This is a genomic window from Micromonospora sp. NPDC092111, assembly GCF_044755745.1.
Lineage (GTDB): Bacteria > Actinomycetota > Actinomycetes > Mycobacteriales > Micromonosporaceae > Micromonospora.
Map to the genome: position 1 here is coordinate 646,691 of NZ_JBIVRQ010000001.1, position 17,956 is coordinate 664,646.

The 17,956-nt window shown below is 71.0% G+C and carries 12 protein-coding genes and 1 pseudogene; 6 read left to right on the forward strand and 7 right to left on the reverse strand.

The window, feature by feature from the left end; genetic code table 11:
- Position 1: 1 nt before the first annotated feature.
- Entirely contained in the window at positions 2-5,788 is a 5,787-nt protein-coding gene (locus ACIQG9_RS02655) for an SDR family NAD(P)-dependent oxidoreductase (protein ID WP_400397765.1), read from the reverse strand.
- On the reverse strand, positions 5,785-6,780 hold the full coding sequence (locus ACIQG9_RS02660) for a DUF1702 family protein (RefSeq protein ID WP_400397767.1): 996 nt from the start codon (positions 6,778-6,780) through the stop codon (positions 5,785-5,787). The genes ACIQG9_RS02655 and ACIQG9_RS02660 overlap by 4 nt, the downstream gene beginning before the upstream one ends.
- A gap of 285 nt (positions 6,781-7,065) precedes the next feature.
- On the opposite strand from ACIQG9_RS02660, the gene ACIQG9_RS02665 reads away from it, so the two are divergent.
- Together ACIQG9_RS02665 and ACIQG9_RS02670 are read left to right on the forward strand one after the other, a co-directional pair.
- A complete protein-coding gene (locus ACIQG9_RS02665; RefSeq protein WP_400397769.1) occupies positions 7,066-7,209 on the forward strand; it encodes a hypothetical protein in 144 nt (47 codons plus the stop codon).
- A gap of 523 nt (positions 7,210-7,732) precedes the next feature.
- Positions 7,733-8,560: a helix-turn-helix domain-containing protein gene (locus ACIQG9_RS02670; protein WP_400397771.1), complete on the forward strand. Its 828-nt coding sequence runs from the start codon at positions 7,733-7,735 to the stop codon at positions 8,558-8,560.
- A gap of 180 nt (positions 8,561-8,740) precedes the next feature.
- Here ACIQG9_RS02670 and ACIQG9_RS02675 read toward each other — a convergent pair.
- A pseudogene (locus tag ACIQG9_RS02675) lies at positions 8,741-9,238 on the reverse strand (DUF1702 family protein); the annotation flags it as partial.
- On the opposite strand from ACIQG9_RS02675, the gene ACIQG9_RS02680 reads away from it, so the two are divergent.
- From ACIQG9_RS02680 to ACIQG9_RS02695, 4 genes are all read left to right on the forward strand, one after another.
- On the forward strand, positions 9,232-9,474 hold the full coding sequence (locus ACIQG9_RS02680) for a DUF5987 family protein (RefSeq protein ID WP_400397773.1): 243 nt from the start codon (positions 9,232-9,234) through the stop codon (positions 9,472-9,474). The pseudogene ACIQG9_RS02675 and the gene ACIQG9_RS02680 sit on opposite strands and share 7 nt — an antisense overlap.
- 46 nt (positions 9,475-9,520) lie before the next feature.
- The gene (locus tag ACIQG9_RS02685) at positions 9,521-11,020 is read left to right on the forward strand and encodes an MFS transporter (RefSeq protein ID WP_400397775.1); all 1,500 of its coding nucleotides are present in this window, start codon (positions 9,521-9,523) and stop codon (positions 11,018-11,020) included.
- A complete protein-coding gene (locus tag ACIQG9_RS02690) occupies positions 10,998-11,648 on the forward strand; it encodes a MerR family transcriptional regulator (protein ID WP_400397776.1) in 651 nt (216 codons plus the stop codon). Before ACIQG9_RS02685 ends, ACIQG9_RS02690 begins: the two co-directional genes overlap by 23 nt.
- 123 nt (positions 11,649-11,771) lie before the next feature.
- A complete protein-coding gene (locus ACIQG9_RS02695; protein WP_400397778.1) occupies positions 11,772-12,653 on the forward strand; it encodes a S41 family peptidase in 882 nt (293 codons plus the stop codon).
- A gap of 180 nt (positions 12,654-12,833) precedes the next feature.
- Here the strand turns inward: ACIQG9_RS02695 and ACIQG9_RS02700 are convergent, their stop codons facing one another.
- From ACIQG9_RS02700 to ACIQG9_RS02715, 4 genes are all read right to left on the reverse strand, one after another.
- Complete coding sequence (locus ACIQG9_RS02700; RefSeq protein ID WP_400397780.1) at positions 12,834-14,288, reverse strand: alpha/beta hydrolase; 1,455 nt, start codon at positions 14,286-14,288, stop codon at positions 12,834-12,836.
- 374 nt (positions 14,289-14,662) lie between these two features.
- Positions 14,663-15,379, reverse strand: coding sequence for an enoyl-CoA-hydratase DpgB (dpgB, locus tag ACIQG9_RS02705; protein ID WP_400397782.1), 717 nt, complete (start codon positions 15,377-15,379; stop codon positions 14,663-14,665).
- Positions 15,376-16,416 carry a 3,5-dihydroxyphenylacetyl-CoA synthase DpgA gene (dpgA, locus tag ACIQG9_RS02710; RefSeq protein WP_400397784.1) on the reverse strand — a complete coding sequence of 347 codons (1,041 nt, stop codon included), beginning with the start codon at positions 16,414-16,416 and terminating at the stop codon, positions 15,376-15,378. Before dpgA ends, dpgB begins: the two co-directional genes overlap by 4 nt.
- A gap of 365 nt (positions 16,417-16,781) precedes the next feature.
- On the reverse strand, positions 16,782-17,942 hold the full coding sequence (locus ACIQG9_RS02715; RefSeq protein WP_400397786.1) for an epoxide hydrolase family protein: 1,161 nt from the start codon (positions 17,940-17,942) through the stop codon (positions 16,782-16,784).
- Positions 17,943-17,956: the final 14 nt, after the last annotated feature.

Consider the following 17,956-nt stretch of genomic DNA (forward strand, 5'->3'; position numbering starts at 1 on the left):
CTCATCCCTTCGCACCGGCCAGAACAGTGATCACGACTTGCCCCTCGCCGCCGCGCAGGCTGGTGACGAAGGAGGCGGCCCGGGCGCCTCCGGCGCCGAAGAGCACCCACCCGGGACGGTCCGTGCCGGCCAGGACGACCGGTCCGCGCATCGGCAGGCCGGCCTTCTGCATCGCCTCCACCACGGTCCAGACGCGGGTCGCGGCGATGTCCGGGGTCTCACCCGGCTGGCCGGCCAGAAGTTCCGCCAGCCCGGCGTGCGGGCCGAGCAACCCCTGCCACTCCTCGGGGCTGCGCGGCGCCACACTCTCGACGTCGCAGCCGAGAACGCCCGCCGCGGCGACGGCCAGCGTGATCCCGGCGCGGTGCGCGATCGAGACGGTGCGCTCCCCGGCGACCTCGGGTCGGCCGTCGGGCCGGTAGGTGATCTCGACCGGCCGTCCGAGCGCGTGCCCGGCGGCGACCGCGCTGGTCCGGCGACGCGCGGCGGTGCGCTCGGCCGGGTCCGCCGGCACGGGCGCGTCCGGCTCGATCGCGACCGCGACGTCGGTGATCCCCAGGTCGCCGAGCCCACGCTCCAGGAACGGGCCGAGCAGCGGAGCCACCCACGGGCCGGATCCGTCCTGCTTACGGACCGCGCGCAGCCGCAGCCCCTCCCAGCGCTCGACGGTCACCCCGGCCTCGTCGCGCAGGGCGATGTCGTAGACGTACGTGTCGCCGTCGCGCTCCCGTTCGGTGGCGCAGTAGCGCAGCTCGCGGGCCTGCGAGAGGCGCGGCCCGCCGGGATGGATCCGTTCCACGCCGGCGGGCAGCAGGGTGGCGTCCGGCACGCACACCTGGTTGCCGTGCATGAGCGCGTCGCGGACGCCCGGGTCACCCAGCAACAGCGTCGGGGAGACGTACGGGGCGAACCACTCGGTCGAGTCGTCGGCCGCCACGACCGCGTCGACGTGCCGGGCGGCGGCCCGGTGGTACTGCCGGAGGCGCTGGAACCGGGCGCCCTGGAAGAGGATCCCGCCGTACAGGTCGTCGGGCGGCGCGATCGAGGCCGGGGCCAGCCCGTCCGGCACCTGGTCCGGGGGGCCCTCCGGGACGGTGTCGCCGCCGAGGCGCAGCCGCGCGGTGAAGTGATCGGCGGCGAAGCCGGTCTCCTCGCTGCGGATCGCGACCTCGACGGTGTCGTCGTCCGTCACCAGAGCAGCCACCTGGATCTTCGTGTGCCCGTGTGGCGAGACGATGATGGGTCGCAGGAACTCCGCCCGTTCGATGACCGGGACGACGTCGGCGCCCGAGACGGCCGCGGCCACCTGCGCCATGGCCTCCATCCCGAACACCGCGGGGAACAGCAGGTTGCCGTCGAGATCGTGGTCCGCGAGATAGCGGTCGGTGCCGCCGTTCAGCTCCGTCTCCACCACCAGTTCGACCTGGTGGTAGCGGATCAGCACGCGGTCGACGAACCGCAGCAACGGCAACGACGGCTGGTCGTACCGGACCGTGTGGACGCTCTCGGTGCGACCGCTGATCACCACCACGACCGGCGCCGCGGGGTCCGCGACCAGCCGCCGCAGGATCGCTATGCCCTGACCGGGGGTGAGGGGCATGACGCCCTCCCGGCTGAGCGACTCGACGACCGACAGCCGTTCGCCCATGCCGACGCCCGACCAGACCGACCACTCCAGGCACAGGGTGCGGCATTCCGGGTACGCCCGGGCGAACGCCGTGGTCTCCTCGGCCAGCCAGTCGTTGGCAGTGGCGTAGTGCGCCTCGCCCCGCAGCCCCGCCCGGCCGATGATGCTGCCGAGCGTCACGAGCAACCGGAGCCGGGACGGGTCGACCGCGTCGAGCACCGCCCGCAGGCCGTCGACCTTCGGCGCCAGGACGGCGCGGAACGCCGCCGGGTCCAGGCTTGCCAGTCCGGCCGGTTCGTTGCGGCCCGCGCCGTGCAGCACCGCGGTGACCGGCCCGAGCTCGGCGGACAGGTCCCGCACCGCCCGGCGTACGGCTGCGGCGTCGGTGACGTCGGCACGGGCGTACCGCACGGTGACGCCGGCTGCCGCGATCCGGGCCAGGTTGGCCGCCAGCTCGCCGTCCTCGGCGGGGTCGGAGCGGCCCAGCACCGCCAGCCCGGCACCGCTGTCGCTGGCCAGGGCGAGGGCACACTCGGCGGTGATGCCCTTGCCCCCACCGGTGACCAGCAGCACGTCGTCCGCACCGAGCGGGGCCACCGAGGTTCCCGGGCGCACCGGCATCGCGCGCAGTGTCGGGACCCGCCGGACCTCGTCGTCGTGGTGCACCTCGGTGAAGGAGGTCGTCGCGGCGACCTCCTTCACCACCAGCTCGACCACGGCGTTGGCGGCGGCGGGCACGTGCACGACAGTGACCAGCACGGACGGCGCCTCAAGGTGCAACGTCCGGGCGATCGCCGCCGCGCCGCGGCCGTGCCCGACCAGGACGAAGCGGGTGCTGCCGGCGGCGAGGGCCTGCTGGGCTCCCCGGAGAGCCGGCTCCAGTTGCTCCTCCGTGCAGTCGGGCGGCAGGCAGACCAGGACGCCGCCGCCGACCCCGGACCGTTCGAGCGCGCTCGCGAGCTCCGCGGCGAACGGGTGGTCCGCCTCGGCATGCAGGTGCCACGGACCGTTCCTGGCGGTGGCGTCGGCGGGAACCGCCGGCAGCGGCACCTCGTCGAGGTCGACCCGCCAGGGCCGGGCCCAGGCGGCCACCCCGGCCACCACCGGCGTGGCGACGGCATCGCTGTCCCGGGCCGTATCCGCGAGGGTCTCCATCGTCTCGGCGAGCTCGCGGATGGTGGCGGTGGCGAAGTTGATCGGCAGCTGGGCCGGCGGCACGTCCAGGCGCTGTGCGAGCTGGTTCACCACCTGGCCGATCGTGATCGAGCTGAGGTGCAGGTCGTCGAGCAGCCGGCTGTCCGGCCCGACGAGCTCCAGCGGCAACTCGGCGCGCTCCGCGGTGAGCCGCCGCAGCAGGTCCTGGGTGGATTCCGTGTCCGGCCCACCGGGATCCGCGACGACGGGCGGTGTCGCCACGGCGGGACCCCGCTCGATCGCCGGGCTCAGCTCCGGCGCCTGCTCGCAGGGGCTGGCCAGGAAGGAGAACGTGGCGCCGACCTCCAGCGGTCGCACCAGCCGGCCGTCGAACAGCGCCGCCGGGGCGGGGGCGGCGCCGGTGACGTACGCGGCGCCGGCCACCCGGAGCAGACTCGCGAGCGATTCGCTGTCGGTGTCCACCGCGACCACGGGAACGTCCGTGACCGTGCCGGCCAGTCCCGTGAGAACCTGGCCGGGCCCCACTTCGACGAACAGGTCGGTGTTCTTGGCGGCCAGCGCGACGGCCTGGTTGAACAGGACGGGGTCGGTGATCTGGCGGCGGAGCAGACCGCGCACGTCGGTTTGGGCGGGCAGCACGTCACCGGTGACGGTGGAGACGACCCGGGCCGCGACCTGGTGGAAGGTTTCGTCCGCGAGGGCGTCGGCGAAGGCGTCCGCGGCCGGAGCGACCAGCGGAGAGTGGAAGGCGTGCGAGACCCGCAGCCGCGTCGCGCTCAGCCCGGCCGCCCGGGCGTTGCGGCAGACCGCCTCGACCGCGTCGACCGATCCGGAGACGACGGTGTGATGCGGCCCGTTGTAGGCGGACACGACCACCGGAAGGCCCGCGATGATCGCGTCGAGCGCCTCCGGAGGTGCCCCGATGTCGGCCATCGTGCCGGCCCGGCTGTGCCCGGCCATGGTCCGGCCCCGCAGGCCGGCGACCCGCAGCAGGGTGTCCTCGTTCATGGCGCCGGCCCACTGCAGAGCCACGATCTCACCGAGGCTGTGCCCGATCGCGGTCGACGCCTCGATGCCGAGCAGCGCCAGGGCATGCTGCCCGGCGACGGACCCGGTGACGATGCGCGGCTGGGCGACCTCGGTCGCGACGACGTCGCTACCGGTCGGCAGCGCGGCGCGCAGGTAGACGTCCTCGACCTCGGCGAACCGCCGTCGCAGCGCGCCGCCGCTGACGCCGCGTCCGGAACCCTGCCCCGGGAAGAGGAAGCTGATCCGGGCCGGGCCGCTGACGTGTCCGAGAAGAAACCGGCCGTCCGGGCGGATCAGCGTCGCCTCGCCGGACTCGACGGCCTCGCGGGCCGCGGTCAGCAGCCGCTCGGCCTCCTCGGGTGACGAGGCGACCACCGCGGCCCGGAACGGCCGGTCCCGTAGGTCACGGTGCAGCGTCGCGGCCAGGTCGCCGAGCTGGGCGTACGAGATCGCGGGCACGAAAGCGCTCAGCTCGGCGAGCCGGGCGGCGAGTTCCTCCGCCGAGGCGGCGTCCACCAGCAGCAGTTCGGCGTCCTGGGCCGAGGCGGCGAGGGCCCGCACCCGGCGGTCCGGCACCGACCGGCGCGGCCCGTGGCGTTCGAGCACGATGTGGGTGTTGATGCCGCCGAAGCCCATCGCGGTGACACCGGCCCGTACCTCGACCGTGGCCGGCCACGGTTCGGCCTTGCGCAGCGTGCGCAGCCGGGCCCCGTCGGCGGTGAGGACCTCGTGGGGGTCGACGGAACCGACGCTCGGGGGAAGCACCTCGTGGTGCACGGCCATCGCGGCGCGGATGAACCCGGCCACCCCGGCGGCGGCCTTGGTGTGCCCGATCATGCCCTTGACCGAGCCGATGACGGCCGGCGGCGCCTCGGGGTTCGCCGCCTCCCGGGCGGCGGACAGCGCCTGCAGCTCGGTGGCGTCCCCGACCTTCGTGCCGGTGCCGTGTCCCTCGAAGAGCCCGACGGTGTCGACGCCGTAGCCGGCCCGGGTGTACGCGCGGCGCAGCGCGAGCCGGTAGCCGTCGACCTCGGGCCTGGTGATGCCACCGTGGCCGTCGGAGGAGACTCCCCACCCGGCCACCGAGGCGTAGATCCGGTGACCGGCCTCGACGGCCCGGTCGGTGCGCATCAGCACGACCATGCCGCAGCCCTCGCCGGGCCAGAACCCGTTGGAGGCACGGTCGTAGACCCGCATCTCGCCGGTGGCCAGAGCGCCGGTCTTGGCGAAGCCGATGACCTCGAACGGGTCGATGGACAGGTCGACACCACCGGCGACCGCGACGTCCAGGTCCCCGTCGAGCAGCGCCCGGCACGCGGTCACCACGGACAGCAGCGACGAGGAGCAGGCGCCGTCGACGGTGTAACCGCCGCCCTTGAGATCGAAGTAGTTGCAGATCCGCCCGGCGATCGTGTTCGACAGCGCACCCGCGAGGGTGTCCTCGTCCAACTGCGGGAACGGGCTCTTGTACGCCGTCTCGTAGCTGGCGAGGAAGCCGGACAGCTTCTCGTCGTCCCAGCCCTCGGCCCGCAGCGCCGCCGCCACGGTCCGCCGCACGTACGGCCAGCGCAGCCGCATCTGGTTGGCGCGGGAGAACTCACCGGTCAGGGTGTTGCCGACGATCACACCCGTCCGCTCCTGGGGCAGGCCCTCACCCATCGGGAACCCGGCGTCGGCCAGCGCCGTCGCGGCGGTGTCCAGAGCCAGCCAGTGCGCCAGATCCGTGGACCGGTACGTGCTGCCGGCGACCTTGTAGGCGACCCGGTCGAACTCGTAGCCCTCGAGGACGGCGGCGTTGCGCGCGTAGAAGCGGTCCGGGGCGGCCGGGTCCGCGTCCCAGTAGTCGTCAAGGTTCATCCGGACGTCGGGGAGCCGCCGAAACGCCCGGCGGCCCGCGATGGCGTTCTCCCACAGCTCCTGCGGCGAACGCGCGTCGGGGTAGCGGCACGCCATCCCGACCACGGCGATACTGGTCATTGCTCACTCGGCTTTCGTGTCGCCACCGACGGGACGAAGGCGCTGCTGATGCGCTGGCGCCAGATCTCGTAGGCGGGCAGGACGTCGTCGGCGGGCAGCCCGGACCGTGCCTCCTCGGTCACCCGGGTCGCCTCGTTCACCGGCATTCCGCACAGGACGCCGGTGGCCAGTTCGTTGTGCGGCATCACCAGACCGGCACGTTGGCGGGCCGCGGCACCGAACGCCGCGCCCTGCGCGAGTTCCAGCCGGTACTCCCCCGCGGACCGGGCGAGCCAGTTCAGTTCCCGCTCACTCGCGCCACCGGCGTAGCAGACGGCGAGCCCGGCGCCGGCGTACAGGTCGGGGCGACGGTGCGCGGGGAACGCGTCGAGGAGGCGGACGAGTTGCCCGGCGTCGGTTCCGGCCACGAACCAGCAGGCCCGTCCGATGCCCTGGTCGATCGCCCGCAGGGAGTAGTCCCTGGAGTAGTCCCGCGCACCGGCGGCCGGCCACGGAAAGGCCGACGGCGCGTGCCGCCGGCGCACGTACCGGTCGGTCTTGAAGTAGGCCTGGTGGAACCCGTACCCGTCGAGGACGAGCCAGCGCAGCAGGGCGTCCGGGGCGTACAGGCGCGACCACAGCGGACGCGGCAGGCGGGCCATCGCCCAGCCCACCCCGACGTACGCCATGTAGACGTGCTCGTCATGGTCGGCGAGGAACCGGGCGACGTGCCGCGACCGCCCGGGCAGGGCGTCGCGGATCGCGAAGGCCATCGCCGCGCCCTCGTAGGCGAAGCCCCGGTACGCGACCGGCGTCGACTCGACCGCAGGCGCCGCCTCCGGCGGGCCGTCCGCCTCCGCGGCGGCCGCGAATCCATGCAGGAACGAACTGCCGACCGTCTCTAGGCGGTCGCGGGCCTGTTCGTCCTTGAGGTGAAATCCACGCGTACTGAGTTTCGTCTGCCTCAGATCGGGGGTCATAATGCGGCGTCGAAGCTTGTTCCAAGCAGTCATCGTCTTCTCCGGTCTGCCCACTAAAGCCTCATTGTCACGCATCCGCAGGCAGAAAATTCTCCTGCATTGCGGTCTTCACAATTGCCACGGACGACCGCGCCGGCGAACCTCAAAAAGAAATCGACTCCGCGCACCGCGAAAATGGAAAGTGGAGAGTGGGAATCGCCATTTTCCGCAGATTAACGCAATGCAGGAGATGGGACGCGGAGGCGCCGCCGACACCACGATGGCCACCATCGGCCCCCGTCCGGAAGCGGCATCCGGACCTCCGTAAAGGAGCGTGCCGTGGATTCCGCCGAGGCGGCGGAACACCGGATGCGCACGATGGTTCTGGAGGCACCCACCATCGCAACCTATCCCGAAATGAACTTTCCGCAAATCTATGCAGCGGTCGGTGGACCGTCATCTTCAAACTTGCCGACCCGATGACCACCGGCAATCACGGGATGACCAGTGCGGACACCTGCCGACAGGCAGGGACGGGAGGCCAACTCGACGCACCGGACAGATCCGGCGATTCCCGAACATCCGCACCGCGACAAGGTGGCACCAAGTGCGGCGCTTCGGGGGGAAATGGACCTGCCGAATTCTGGCGACTGGAGATTCATACTATCAGCAGCGGTGTGTGCCGCTATCCGCCCCGCCGCCATCCGCCAATACCACGCTGACGTGCGAAGACAGCACTTCCACGTGAGCCACTCCACGATTGCGCCCCGTGATGGACCCGTCATTGATGGTATTGCCATCGCCCGATGGCTCGGCTAACCTCGACGCCAGCAATACCCGCTCGTCCCAGGGGGTGGAAAGAGGCCATTCACTGAAACTCCCATGAATTCTAACGGCCGTGCCAGCCACCAATCTACCGACACACCTAGCAGGCCGGCCTCACGAGGGCCGTCCGCTACGCAGTGTCAACCTGACGAAATTTGCCCGTCATTGGGGGGGAACCGCTGTGGACGATCCAATCGAGAAAGCTGTGCGGCGGGCCATCGCCGCCATGCACGAGAAGCTCGGCGAGCAGCTCACGGTCGACGACATGGCCCGCGCCGCCATGTTCAGCAAGTTCCACTTCACGAGGGTCTTCCAGCGGGCCACCGGCGTGACGCCGGGCCGCTTCCTGTCCGCCCTCCGCCTGCAGCGCGCCAAGCGCCTGCTCATCTCCACCTCATTGAGCGTCGCCGATATCAGCATGCAGGTGGGATACAACAGCGTCGGCACGTTCAGCTCCCGGTTCACCCGCAGCGTGGGAATGCCACCCACGACGTACCGCCGGCTGGCCGGCTTCGCCGCGCAGATCGCGACCGACCCCGACTACCGGATGGGGCACCCGCACAACGCCCACGTGCACGGCCGCGCCTGGGCGCCCGAATCGCACGCGGACAGCCCGGTGTTCCTGGGCCTGTTCCAGGACCGCATCCCGGAAGGGCAACCGGTCCGCTGCACGATCCTGCCGCGCCCGGGCCCGTACCAGCTCGACTGCGTACCGCCGGGTAGCTGGTTCCTTCTCGCCCAGTCGGTCAACGGCGAACTGGACGCCGATGTGGACGCCGGCGACGGCGACCAGACCGTCTGTGTCGCCACCTACGGGCCCCTGCACCTGCGGGGCGACGGCGTCGTGCACGCCGACGTCGACCTGCAACCGGTCCGCGCGATGGATCCCCCGGTACTGCTGGCGCTGCTCGACCAGCGCAAGCTCGCGCTGGCCCGGGTGGCCGAGGAGCGGGTGGGCGCGGTGTCGTCGATCGGCGCCGCGGCCACGTCGGGCCGCTCCGCCGCGTGAGCGGTCCGACCTGACGACGTCAACGGTCCCAGCCCGACCCACCTCAGGCGGGCTGGCCACGGAACGACCGGACGAGGGGCGACCGGATCGTGGCGCGCCACCACTCATACCACGGCAGCCCGTCGCCCACCGGCCCCGCCGTCGCCGCCGCGTCCGCCAACTGCGCCGCCCCCGCGCCGTCAGGCCGGTCAGCGCGGCCGATGCCGCCGCCGAGTGCCCGGGCAGGTAGCCCGAGTACGTCCGCGCCCTCGCCGCGAACACCGAGCCCTGGGCCAGGTGCGGCTCGTACCCGGGGTCCTGCTGGCGGGCCACCGTCAGGTCCGCTGCCGGGCAGCCACCGGCGAACGTCGACGCCAGGCCCACGCCGCTGCACGGGCGCGAACCGGACCCACGCCGCGATCGCCCGTACCCGCCGGTCCTCGATGTGGCCGAGCTGGCCCCGCACGACGGCCTGGGCGACCAGGCCCCGGGCGGCGCCGCCCACCGGCGCCGGCGTGACGTACCTGACCTGGGGATGCACCAGCGACGCGGCGATCCGACCGGCGAGCCTGGCGCACCACCGCCACTGTCTACCGTGGCCGCCAGGAAGCAACCACGGAGGTGCACCCGGCCCGGGCCTCCCAGACGATTGAGCCGCGATTGGCTGATCCCGGCCGACAGGAGGCGACGCCGTGACACCCGACGACCCGAGGGTGAGCGTCGCCGGTGCCTCGGCCGGCGGCGGGGCCGTGGTGGCCGGCGCGGTCGACCTGATGCGGGAGCCGGCCTGCGGGATCGTCGACGCGCTGGACAGCATGGTCGACGCGCTCAACGAGCACGGCCGGGAGTACGCCGCGGAGCGCGGCCTCGCCCTCGACGGCAGGCTGCCGCCCTTCGTCGCGCTCGCCGTGGCCGGGAATCGATCCGAGGAGTGACATGCCCCGCCGACCGGCTCACCGCAGTCCGTGGTCCGTCCTTGCCGTGTTGTGTCTGGCGAACTTCCTCATCCTGCTGGACACGACGATCGTCAACACCGCGGCGCCGCACATCATGGCGGCCCTGCACACGCCGGTGGACGGGGCACTGTGGGTGCTCAACGGCTACCTGCTGGCGTTCGCCTCGCTGCTGATCACGTTCGGGCGGCTGGGCGACCGGGTCGGCCCACGCCGAGTCTTCGTCGTCGGGCTCGCCGTGTTCAGCGTCGCGTCGGTCTGGTGCGCGCTGTCCCGCGACACGGGCGAACTGGTCGCCGCCCGGGTACTGCAGGGGATCGGTGCCGCGGCGTTGCTGCCACAGGCCCTGGTCCTGATATCCGCCGTCTTTCCCGCCCACCGCCGCGGCGCCGCCTTCGGCATCTTCACCGCGGTGGCCGGCGTCGCCGCGGTCAGCGGCCCCACCCTCGGCGGCCTGCTCGTCACGGCGGCCGGCTGGCAGTCGGTCTTCTACCTCAACGTGCCGGTGGGTCTGGCCGGACTGCTGCTCGCGGCACGTTACCTGCCCCGCGTACGGCCGGCCCGGGCGCACCGGTTCGACGCGGTCGGCGTCGCGCTCGCCACCGGGGGCCTGCTGGCCATCGTGTTCGGCCTCGTCGAAGGGCAGCGCTACGCGTGGGACCGGGTGCTGGGGCCGGTCGGCATCCCGCACATCCTCGTCGCCGGCGTGGCGCTGCTCGTGCTGTTCGTCTGGTGGGAACGGCGGGCGGCCGAGCCGCTGCTGCCGCTGGACCTCTTCGGTGACCGGAACTTCACCGTCGCCACAGTACTGACGGTCATCAGCTCCTTTGCCCTATACGGCTTCCTGTTCGTCTTCGTGCTGGAGACCCAGAACATGCTCGGCATGAGCCCGCTCGCCTCCGGTCTCGCCGCGCTACCGTGGACGGTCACGCTCAGCGCCGTCGCACCGGTCGCCGGCCGGCTCGCCGACCGGGTGGGCGGCCGGATCCTCCTCATGGCCGGCCTCGCCGTGCAGGCCGTCGGCGTGCTCGGGGTCGCGGTGCTGCCCGGACCCTCGTCGTCGTGGCGCACCTTCGCCGGGCCGCTCGTCGCGATCGGCGTCGGCATGGGCCTGTCCATCGCGCCCACCACGACCGAGGCGATGCGTGGCATCATCCCGCAACGCGCGGGCGCGGCGTCCGGCCTGCTCAACACCGCCCGCCAGGCCGGCGCCGCGCTCGGTGCCGCGCTGATCGGCGCCGTGCTGCAGAACCGCCTGCCCGATTCCACGCACCGCGCCGCGTTCCGCGACGGCTTCGCCACGGCCAGCCGGCCGGCGCTCGCGGTGGTCGCCGGCGTGTTGCTTGCCGGCGCCGGGCTGGCCGCCGCGATGCGGCGCCGCCCGCGGGTACCGGTGCGTCCCGCCAGGCGGGAGGGCGTTGCGCAGACCGCAACATCGAAGATGACGAACGTGCAGCCCGGCCCGTATACTGGTCTGGCCGGTGCTGTCGACAGCGGGGAGCCTGATGCGCATCTCAGATCTCAGTAGGCAGACAGGCGTACCGATCGCAACGATAAAGTTCTACCTCCGAGAGCGCCTGCTCCCCCCGGGCACCCCGACCGGCCGTAACCAGGCGGTGTATGGCGAGGCGCATCTACGGCGGCTGCGACTCATCCGGGCACTGACCAACATCGGGCAGCTCGAACTCACCTCGGTGCGGGAGTTGCTGACGGCGATCGAAGACGACAGGGTACCACTCCCCGCACTGTACACGCTCGTCGACCGCGCGTTGTTCCCGCAGGAGCCGGCGCTGCACAGCGTGGAGGGTGCGAAACAGGTACGGACCGACGTCGACCGTTTCGTCGAGGAACTCGGCTGGTCCCTCGACACGGATGCGCCCAGCCGGGACCGGCTCGCGCTCGTGGTCCTCACCCTGCAGCGGCTGGGCTGCGAGTGCGGAATGGAGTATTTCACCCCCTACGCGGCGGCAGCCGAGAAGCTCGCGGTGCAGGATCTGGACCTGCTGCCCGCCGACGGCGTGGGCGCCGACCGGGCCGCCGTGGTGGTGCGGGGGGTCCTGCTCGACGTGGCGCTGTCGGCGTTGCGACGGATGGCCCAGGAGCACCACGCGACCCTGCGCTTCGGCCCGAAGAAGGCCGACGCCCGGCACGCGTAACGCCGGGCGTCGGCCTGCGATCGCGCATGTCAGCCGCGCACTGTGGCGAACTGCCCCGGGCCGGCCGGGCCGCGGCGACGGAACCGTGGCGACGGCCACCCACCTCGACGAATGTGAGCTCGCATGATCGTCACCCACACCGGCACGGTGAACGTGCACCCGGTCGAGCGGGCGATCGAGCTGCTGCGGGACAGGTACGTCTTCCCGGAGCGAGGCGAGGCGGCCGCCACGACACTCCGGCAGCGGCTGACCGCCGGCGGGTATGACGGTCTGGACGAGTCGACGCTGGCCAAACGCCTCACCGAGGACCTGCTCGACGTATGCCCGGACGCGCACCTGTGGGTCCGGGTGCGTGACGAGCGCCGCGCTCCCGCCAAAGCCAGCATCCGCCGGGTCGAGATCCTCGACGGCAACATCGGATACCTGGACGTGCGCCGCATCAGCGGCTCCACGGACGGCGGCCGGGCGATCGTCGGCTCGATGGAGCTGGTGTCGCGCACCGACGCGCTCATCCTCGACCTGCGTGGAAACGAAGGCGGCTCACCGGACGGCGTCGCACTGTGGAGCAGCTACTTCCTTCCGGCCGAACCGACACACCTCAACAGCATCTACGACCGGGTCACCGGCCAGACCCGGCAGTTCTGGAGCCTGACGTGGCTGCCCGGCGAGCGATACCTCGACCGCCCGCTGTACGTGTTGACGAGCGACCGGACGTTCTCCGGCGCCGAGGAGCTCTGCCTGAACCTGAAGGTGCGCGGCCGGGCCCGGTTGGTCGGCGAGACGACCCGTGGCGGAGCGAACCTCGCCACCATCTTCGCGCTGACGCCGACGATGGAGATCGCGGTGCCGCACGCCTACTCGATCAATCCGATCACGGGCGGCAACTGGGAGGGCACCGGCATCGAGCCCGATCTCGCAGTGCCGGCGGCGGCCGCGTTCGACGTGGCGTACGCGGAGCTGCTGGAGCGCGCGCCGGGGAGCAGGAGCGACGCGGGCACTGAGTGACGGCGCCGGGGATCAGCGGCCGGCTCTCACCCACGAGGTGAACCCAGAGATGCACCGCCGGCCCGGCCGCATCGCGACCGGGCCGTCGTGCTGCGCGCGTCCGCCGCTCACGCGACGGTCGGCGTGCACCTACCGCCGGCGGCATGCCGCGCGGAGGCACAGAACGTCGACGGACAGACCTCAGCGCCGCACTGCGTACAGCGGCGCGCGCAGCGCTCCGTTGTCGACCCACGGCGACATCGCCTGCGGCGACGTTGCGGTCGGGTCGGGCTGCGGCAGGGCGTCGCAGGTCGCGTCAGGTTGGTTGCCGGGCTTGCGCTGCGGCAGCTTGCCCGTCGCGAGGTAGTCGGCGATGACGCTGGTGATGCACGGGTTGCCGCTGAACGACAGGACGTGGGTGGTCTGGCCGACCTCCGCCAGCAGCGCGCCGTTCGGGAAGCGGCGACGCGCCTCGAGGCTGCCCTCGAACGGCGTGGCCGCGTCCAGCGTGCCGCCGACGAACAGCACGCTCCTGACCTTCGAGCCGTCGACCTTGACCGGCGTGGAGACCTTGCCGGGCCAGAAGAGGCACGGCGCGTTGCTCCAGGCGTTGTACCAGGTAGCGAACGGTGCGCCGCGGAACGTACGCCAGTTGTCGCGCCGCCAGGTGCTCCAGCCGTGCGGCCATCGGGTGTCGGTGCACTGCACCGCGTTGTAGACCGCGTAGACGTTGTCGTCGGCAGGGCGGAAAGAGCTCTCGTACGCCGCGACCATCAGCTCGGCATCGGGGTCGTTGACGGCGCTGGCGAACAACTCGGCCAGGGTCGGCCAGATCGCCTGGAAGTAGCCGGCGTATACGAAGATGTCGGTGAACTCGGCCGGGCCGACGACGCCGCCGGCCGGCGCCGTGCGCAGGTGGTTCTGCGTCGCGTACCAGCGCTGCCTGACCTGGTCGGTGGTCTTGCCGAGGTGGTAGACGTCGTCGAACTTCGCCACCCACTCGAACCACATGCGCAGGCTGCGTTCGAAGTTCACGTCCTGGTCCAGGGCGGCCTGATACCAGACCTTGCGCGGGTCGATGTTGCTGTCGAGCACCATGCGGCGCACCGCATTCGGGTACAGCGTGCCGTACACCTGGCCGATGTAGGTGCCGTAGGAGATGCCGTACAGGTTGACCTGGCCGACGCCGAGCGCCCTGCGGATCGACTCCACGTCCTTGACCGTGTCGAGCGTGGTCATGTGGTCCAACAGCGCGCCGCCGGCCGCACGGCAGGCGTCGGCGTAGTTCTTCGACCGGTTGAGCCAGGTCTGCTCGATGTTCCGGCTCCGCGGGACGTACTCCGGGCGCGGCCCGTTGAGGTAGTCGCTGTCGCAGGACAGCGCGGGCACACTGGAGCCGACGCCACGCGGGTCGAAGCCGATCCAGTCGTATGCGTTCCCGACGCTGGTGGGGACGCATACGGCCGGCGACGTGCACAGCCCGGAGTTGCCGGGGCCACCCGGCAGGGACAGGATGACGCCCTGGTAGTCCTTGGCGGCTACCGTCGCCTTGATCCGCGAGACGGCGATCTGGATCTTCCTGCCGTTCGGCCTGCTGTGGTCCAGCGGCACGTCGAGCAGGCCACACTCAGCGCCGGCCGCTTGCGGGTCGGGCATCCCGCAGGGCCCCCATGTGATCGTGGCGGCCTTTGCCGTGTCCTTCCCGGGCGCCGCTGAGGCGCCGTTCGCCGCGGGTGCGACTGCCACCGTCGCCGCGGCGACGAAGAGGGCGAGGCCCTTCGCGATCTTTCGATCCACAATTCCCCCTCGTTGCGGGAATGGGCGCGTTCAGGCATCAGCTCGAGCCGAACAATGGAACGCTGCCCGTTCCGGGTATGCCAGACGCGCACGGATTGCGCAGGACTCATCTCTCCACCCGGGCAAGCGTCTGCTGCCGGATCGTCAACACAAATGGTGGGTTGGGCCGTCGCCGCCGGCGAGCCTCGGCCCAACCCACCCGGATCCCACCCCGCTCCGCGGGGTGGGATCCGCTACTGCGCCCCGGTGGCGGCCGACCGCCGCAGGGCTCTGTCGCAGGCCGCGAGGTGGCGGCCGAGGGCATCCTCGAAACTGGTGGTCGGCGCCTCGAACATCAGTTGCCGGCGGACGGCCAGCTCTTTGCCGGAGAGACCGCTCACCATCTCGGCTGCGGCGGTCAGGGCCATGGCCGGGTGGTCGGTCAGCTCGTCGACGAGGCCCAGGTCGACACTTTCGGCTGCATCCAGATGGGCACCGAAGAGGATCGCCCGGCGCAGACGGGTTCCGCCGGACTGCTGTGCGAGTCGGAAGATCGCCATGCCGGGCCAGGTGGCTTCCCCGTCGACGAGCAGGGACAGCCGGATGTCGGGCGTGGCGATGCGGTAGTCCGTTGCCAGCAGGACGTCCAAGGCGAGACCCCCGCAGTCGCCGGAGGCGACCGCGACAGTCGTGACGCCGAGACGCTCGAGCCGGCGCAACGACCGCTCCCACTTGCTGACCAGTGCCACGTCCAGGCCGTGTGTCCAGTCCTTGCCGGGCGTACCAGTCACGTGCACCGCAAGCACGGTGGTGGCCTGGTTCGACTCGGCCGCCGCGCAGACGGCCTCCACCGCGGCGACGGACTCCATCGTCAGGGGTTTCGAGCCGTCGATGTAAAGCTCGACATCACCTCGCGCGCCGTCGGCGGCGAAACGCTTGCCCCGGCCTGTCCGGACGGTTGCCGCGCTCACCACTGGATCAGCGCTGTCTCGATCGTGGAACCAGGACCCATGGTCATCAGCACTCCATAATCGCCCGGGGCCGTCACTCTCTCCTGCTGGAGGCGTTCGTACGAGAAAATAAACGAGCCGCTTGATACGTTGCCGTAGTCCCGTAGGACGCTGGTGGTGTGCCGGACCTCGTGGCGGTTCAGTCCCAGATTGACCGTCACCGCGTCGATGACCTTTTTGCCCCCGGCGTGCACGAGCCAGTGTGCGATATCGCTACGAAGCAGGCCGGTGTTCGCCAGCAGACGGTCCGCGACGATTTCCGCGTGGGCGCCGACGACGTACGGGATCTGCGGGTCGAGGAAGAAACTGAACCGGTTCTGGACACTGTCCCAGTCGTAGCGCATGGCGTCGACCGCCTCGGGGATGATGCAACTGGCGAACTTGAGGATGCGAGGACGGCCAGCGGCGCCCAGGGAGTCGCCGGCCGGGCGGCCGACAACGGCCAGCGCAGCGGCACCGTCGCCGAACAGACTGTTCACGACCGCGGTGCGCATGGTCGAGTCCATTACGTAGGCGGCAGAACACGCCTCGGTGCACAACACCACGGCAAGCTCGCCCGCGTTGGCCACGGACCAGCTCGACACCACGTTCAGGGCATTGAGCCCCGCGTTGCATCCCATTCCCACGATATCGGTCCGGCTACAGTGCCGGTCGATCCCCAGCTCACGGATGAGTAGGGCACTGAGCCCCGGCGTGAGGAAGCCGGTGGATGTCACGCAGCACAGATGGCGGATGTCAGAAACCGTCGCACCAGCGTCGTCGAGGCACGCCTGCAAGGCGCGCATTCCCATGTCCAAGGCCAACCTCTTGTGCCGATCGAGCAGGTCTGCCTGTGTCTCCGGAGACGGGGTGCCATCGGGTGCCGGAAGCGGTAGGTCGAGGAAACGTCGGCGAATCGCGCTGTTGAGGAAGACCGATCGGATCTTCGGGTCGGAGATCGCGAAGGTGTCCAGCAGGTCCTGCTGGGAGAAGGATGTGGAGGACGAGGCCGTGCCCACCCCGACTATTGTGGAGTCGCAGGGGCTAGGTGGGAAAAAGGGAGACTCTGCTGCCAGTGTCCGATCGTATGGCCCCTGGGTGTTGGCGATGTCAACGGTCACGCGCAGATCTTCCTTCCGCATCTCAGCCAGCTTGGCGTGTTGGCCAAGCGCATTATGCTCGTACGCCTACGATGCAGTCTCAGGCATGGACGCCGCATCTTGGAGGCTGCGGGGTGTCGGCTCGGTTTCAAAGACGCCTGGGCCCAAGGTCAGATTTGATTTAGAGGGGCATTCTCGGTCCATTCCGCGACGGAACGACCCGCGTGGGCCCGGTGAGGCGCAACGGCCTTCGGACCCACGCGGGCCGTGGCACACCCGTACGGTCAGCGCGCGAGCGAGCGGGCGAACTTGCGGATATCGTCGACCAGAAGCCGGGGCTGTTCCAGAGCCGCGAAGTGTCCCCCCCGGTCGAACTCGGTCCACTGGCTGAGGGTCGGCAGGATCTGCTCGGCGAACCGGCGGACCGGCCGCACCGCGTCCTTGGGGAACGACGCGACGCCCACCGGCATCGTCAGCGGCCACGGCCCGGCCCAGGTCCCGACGAAGTCGGCGTCCATGTGGCTCGACTCGTAGTAGAGCTGGGCGCTGGACCCGGCCGTCGCCGTCAGCCAGTAGATGGAGACCGCGGTGAGGATGTGGTCGCGGCTCACCGCGTCCTCCGGCACCTTCGCCGAGTCGGTCCATTCCTTGTACTTCTCGGCGATCCAGGCCAGCTGCCCCACCGGCGAGTCGGTCAATGCGTAGGACAGCGTCTGCGGCCGGGTGGACTGGATCCGCTGCCAACCGGTCCCGTCCTGCATGAAACTGGCGGTGAACTCCAGGCGGGCCAGGTCGGCCTCACCTAGGCCGGCCATGGCCGCGGGATCGGGCGGCGGGAACGTCACGCACATGTTGAGGTGAACGCCGACGACGTGCTCGGGATCGGCCAGACCCAGCCGCAGCGAGATCGGCATTCCCCAGTCGCCGCCCTGCACCGCATACCGGTCATAGCCCAGGCGGCTCATCAGTTCCTTCCACGCGCCGGCCACCCGACCGGTATCCCAGCCCACCTGACCTGTCGGGCCCGAGAACGCGTATCCGGGAATCGACGGAATCACCAGGTGGAAGGCGTCGGCAGGGTCACCGCCGTGCGCGACCGGATCGCTGAGCGGTCCGATGACGTCCAGGAACTCGGCCACCGTGCCCGGCCACCCGTGGGTCAGGATCAACGGCAGCGCGCCCTCCTCGGGCGAGCGGATGTGCATGAAATGCACGTTCACACCGTCGATCTCGGTGACGAACTGCGGGTACGCGTTCAGGCGCGCCTCGGCCGCCCGCCAGTCGTAACCATCTCGCCAGTAGTCGGCCAGTTCCTTGAGATACTCCAGCGGCACACCGCGATCCCAGCCCACGCCCGGAACCTCGCCCGGCCAGCGCGTGTGGTCGATCCGCCGGTGCAGATCGTCGAGATCGGACTGCGGAACCTCGATGCGGAATGGACGCATCCAACAACCTCCCT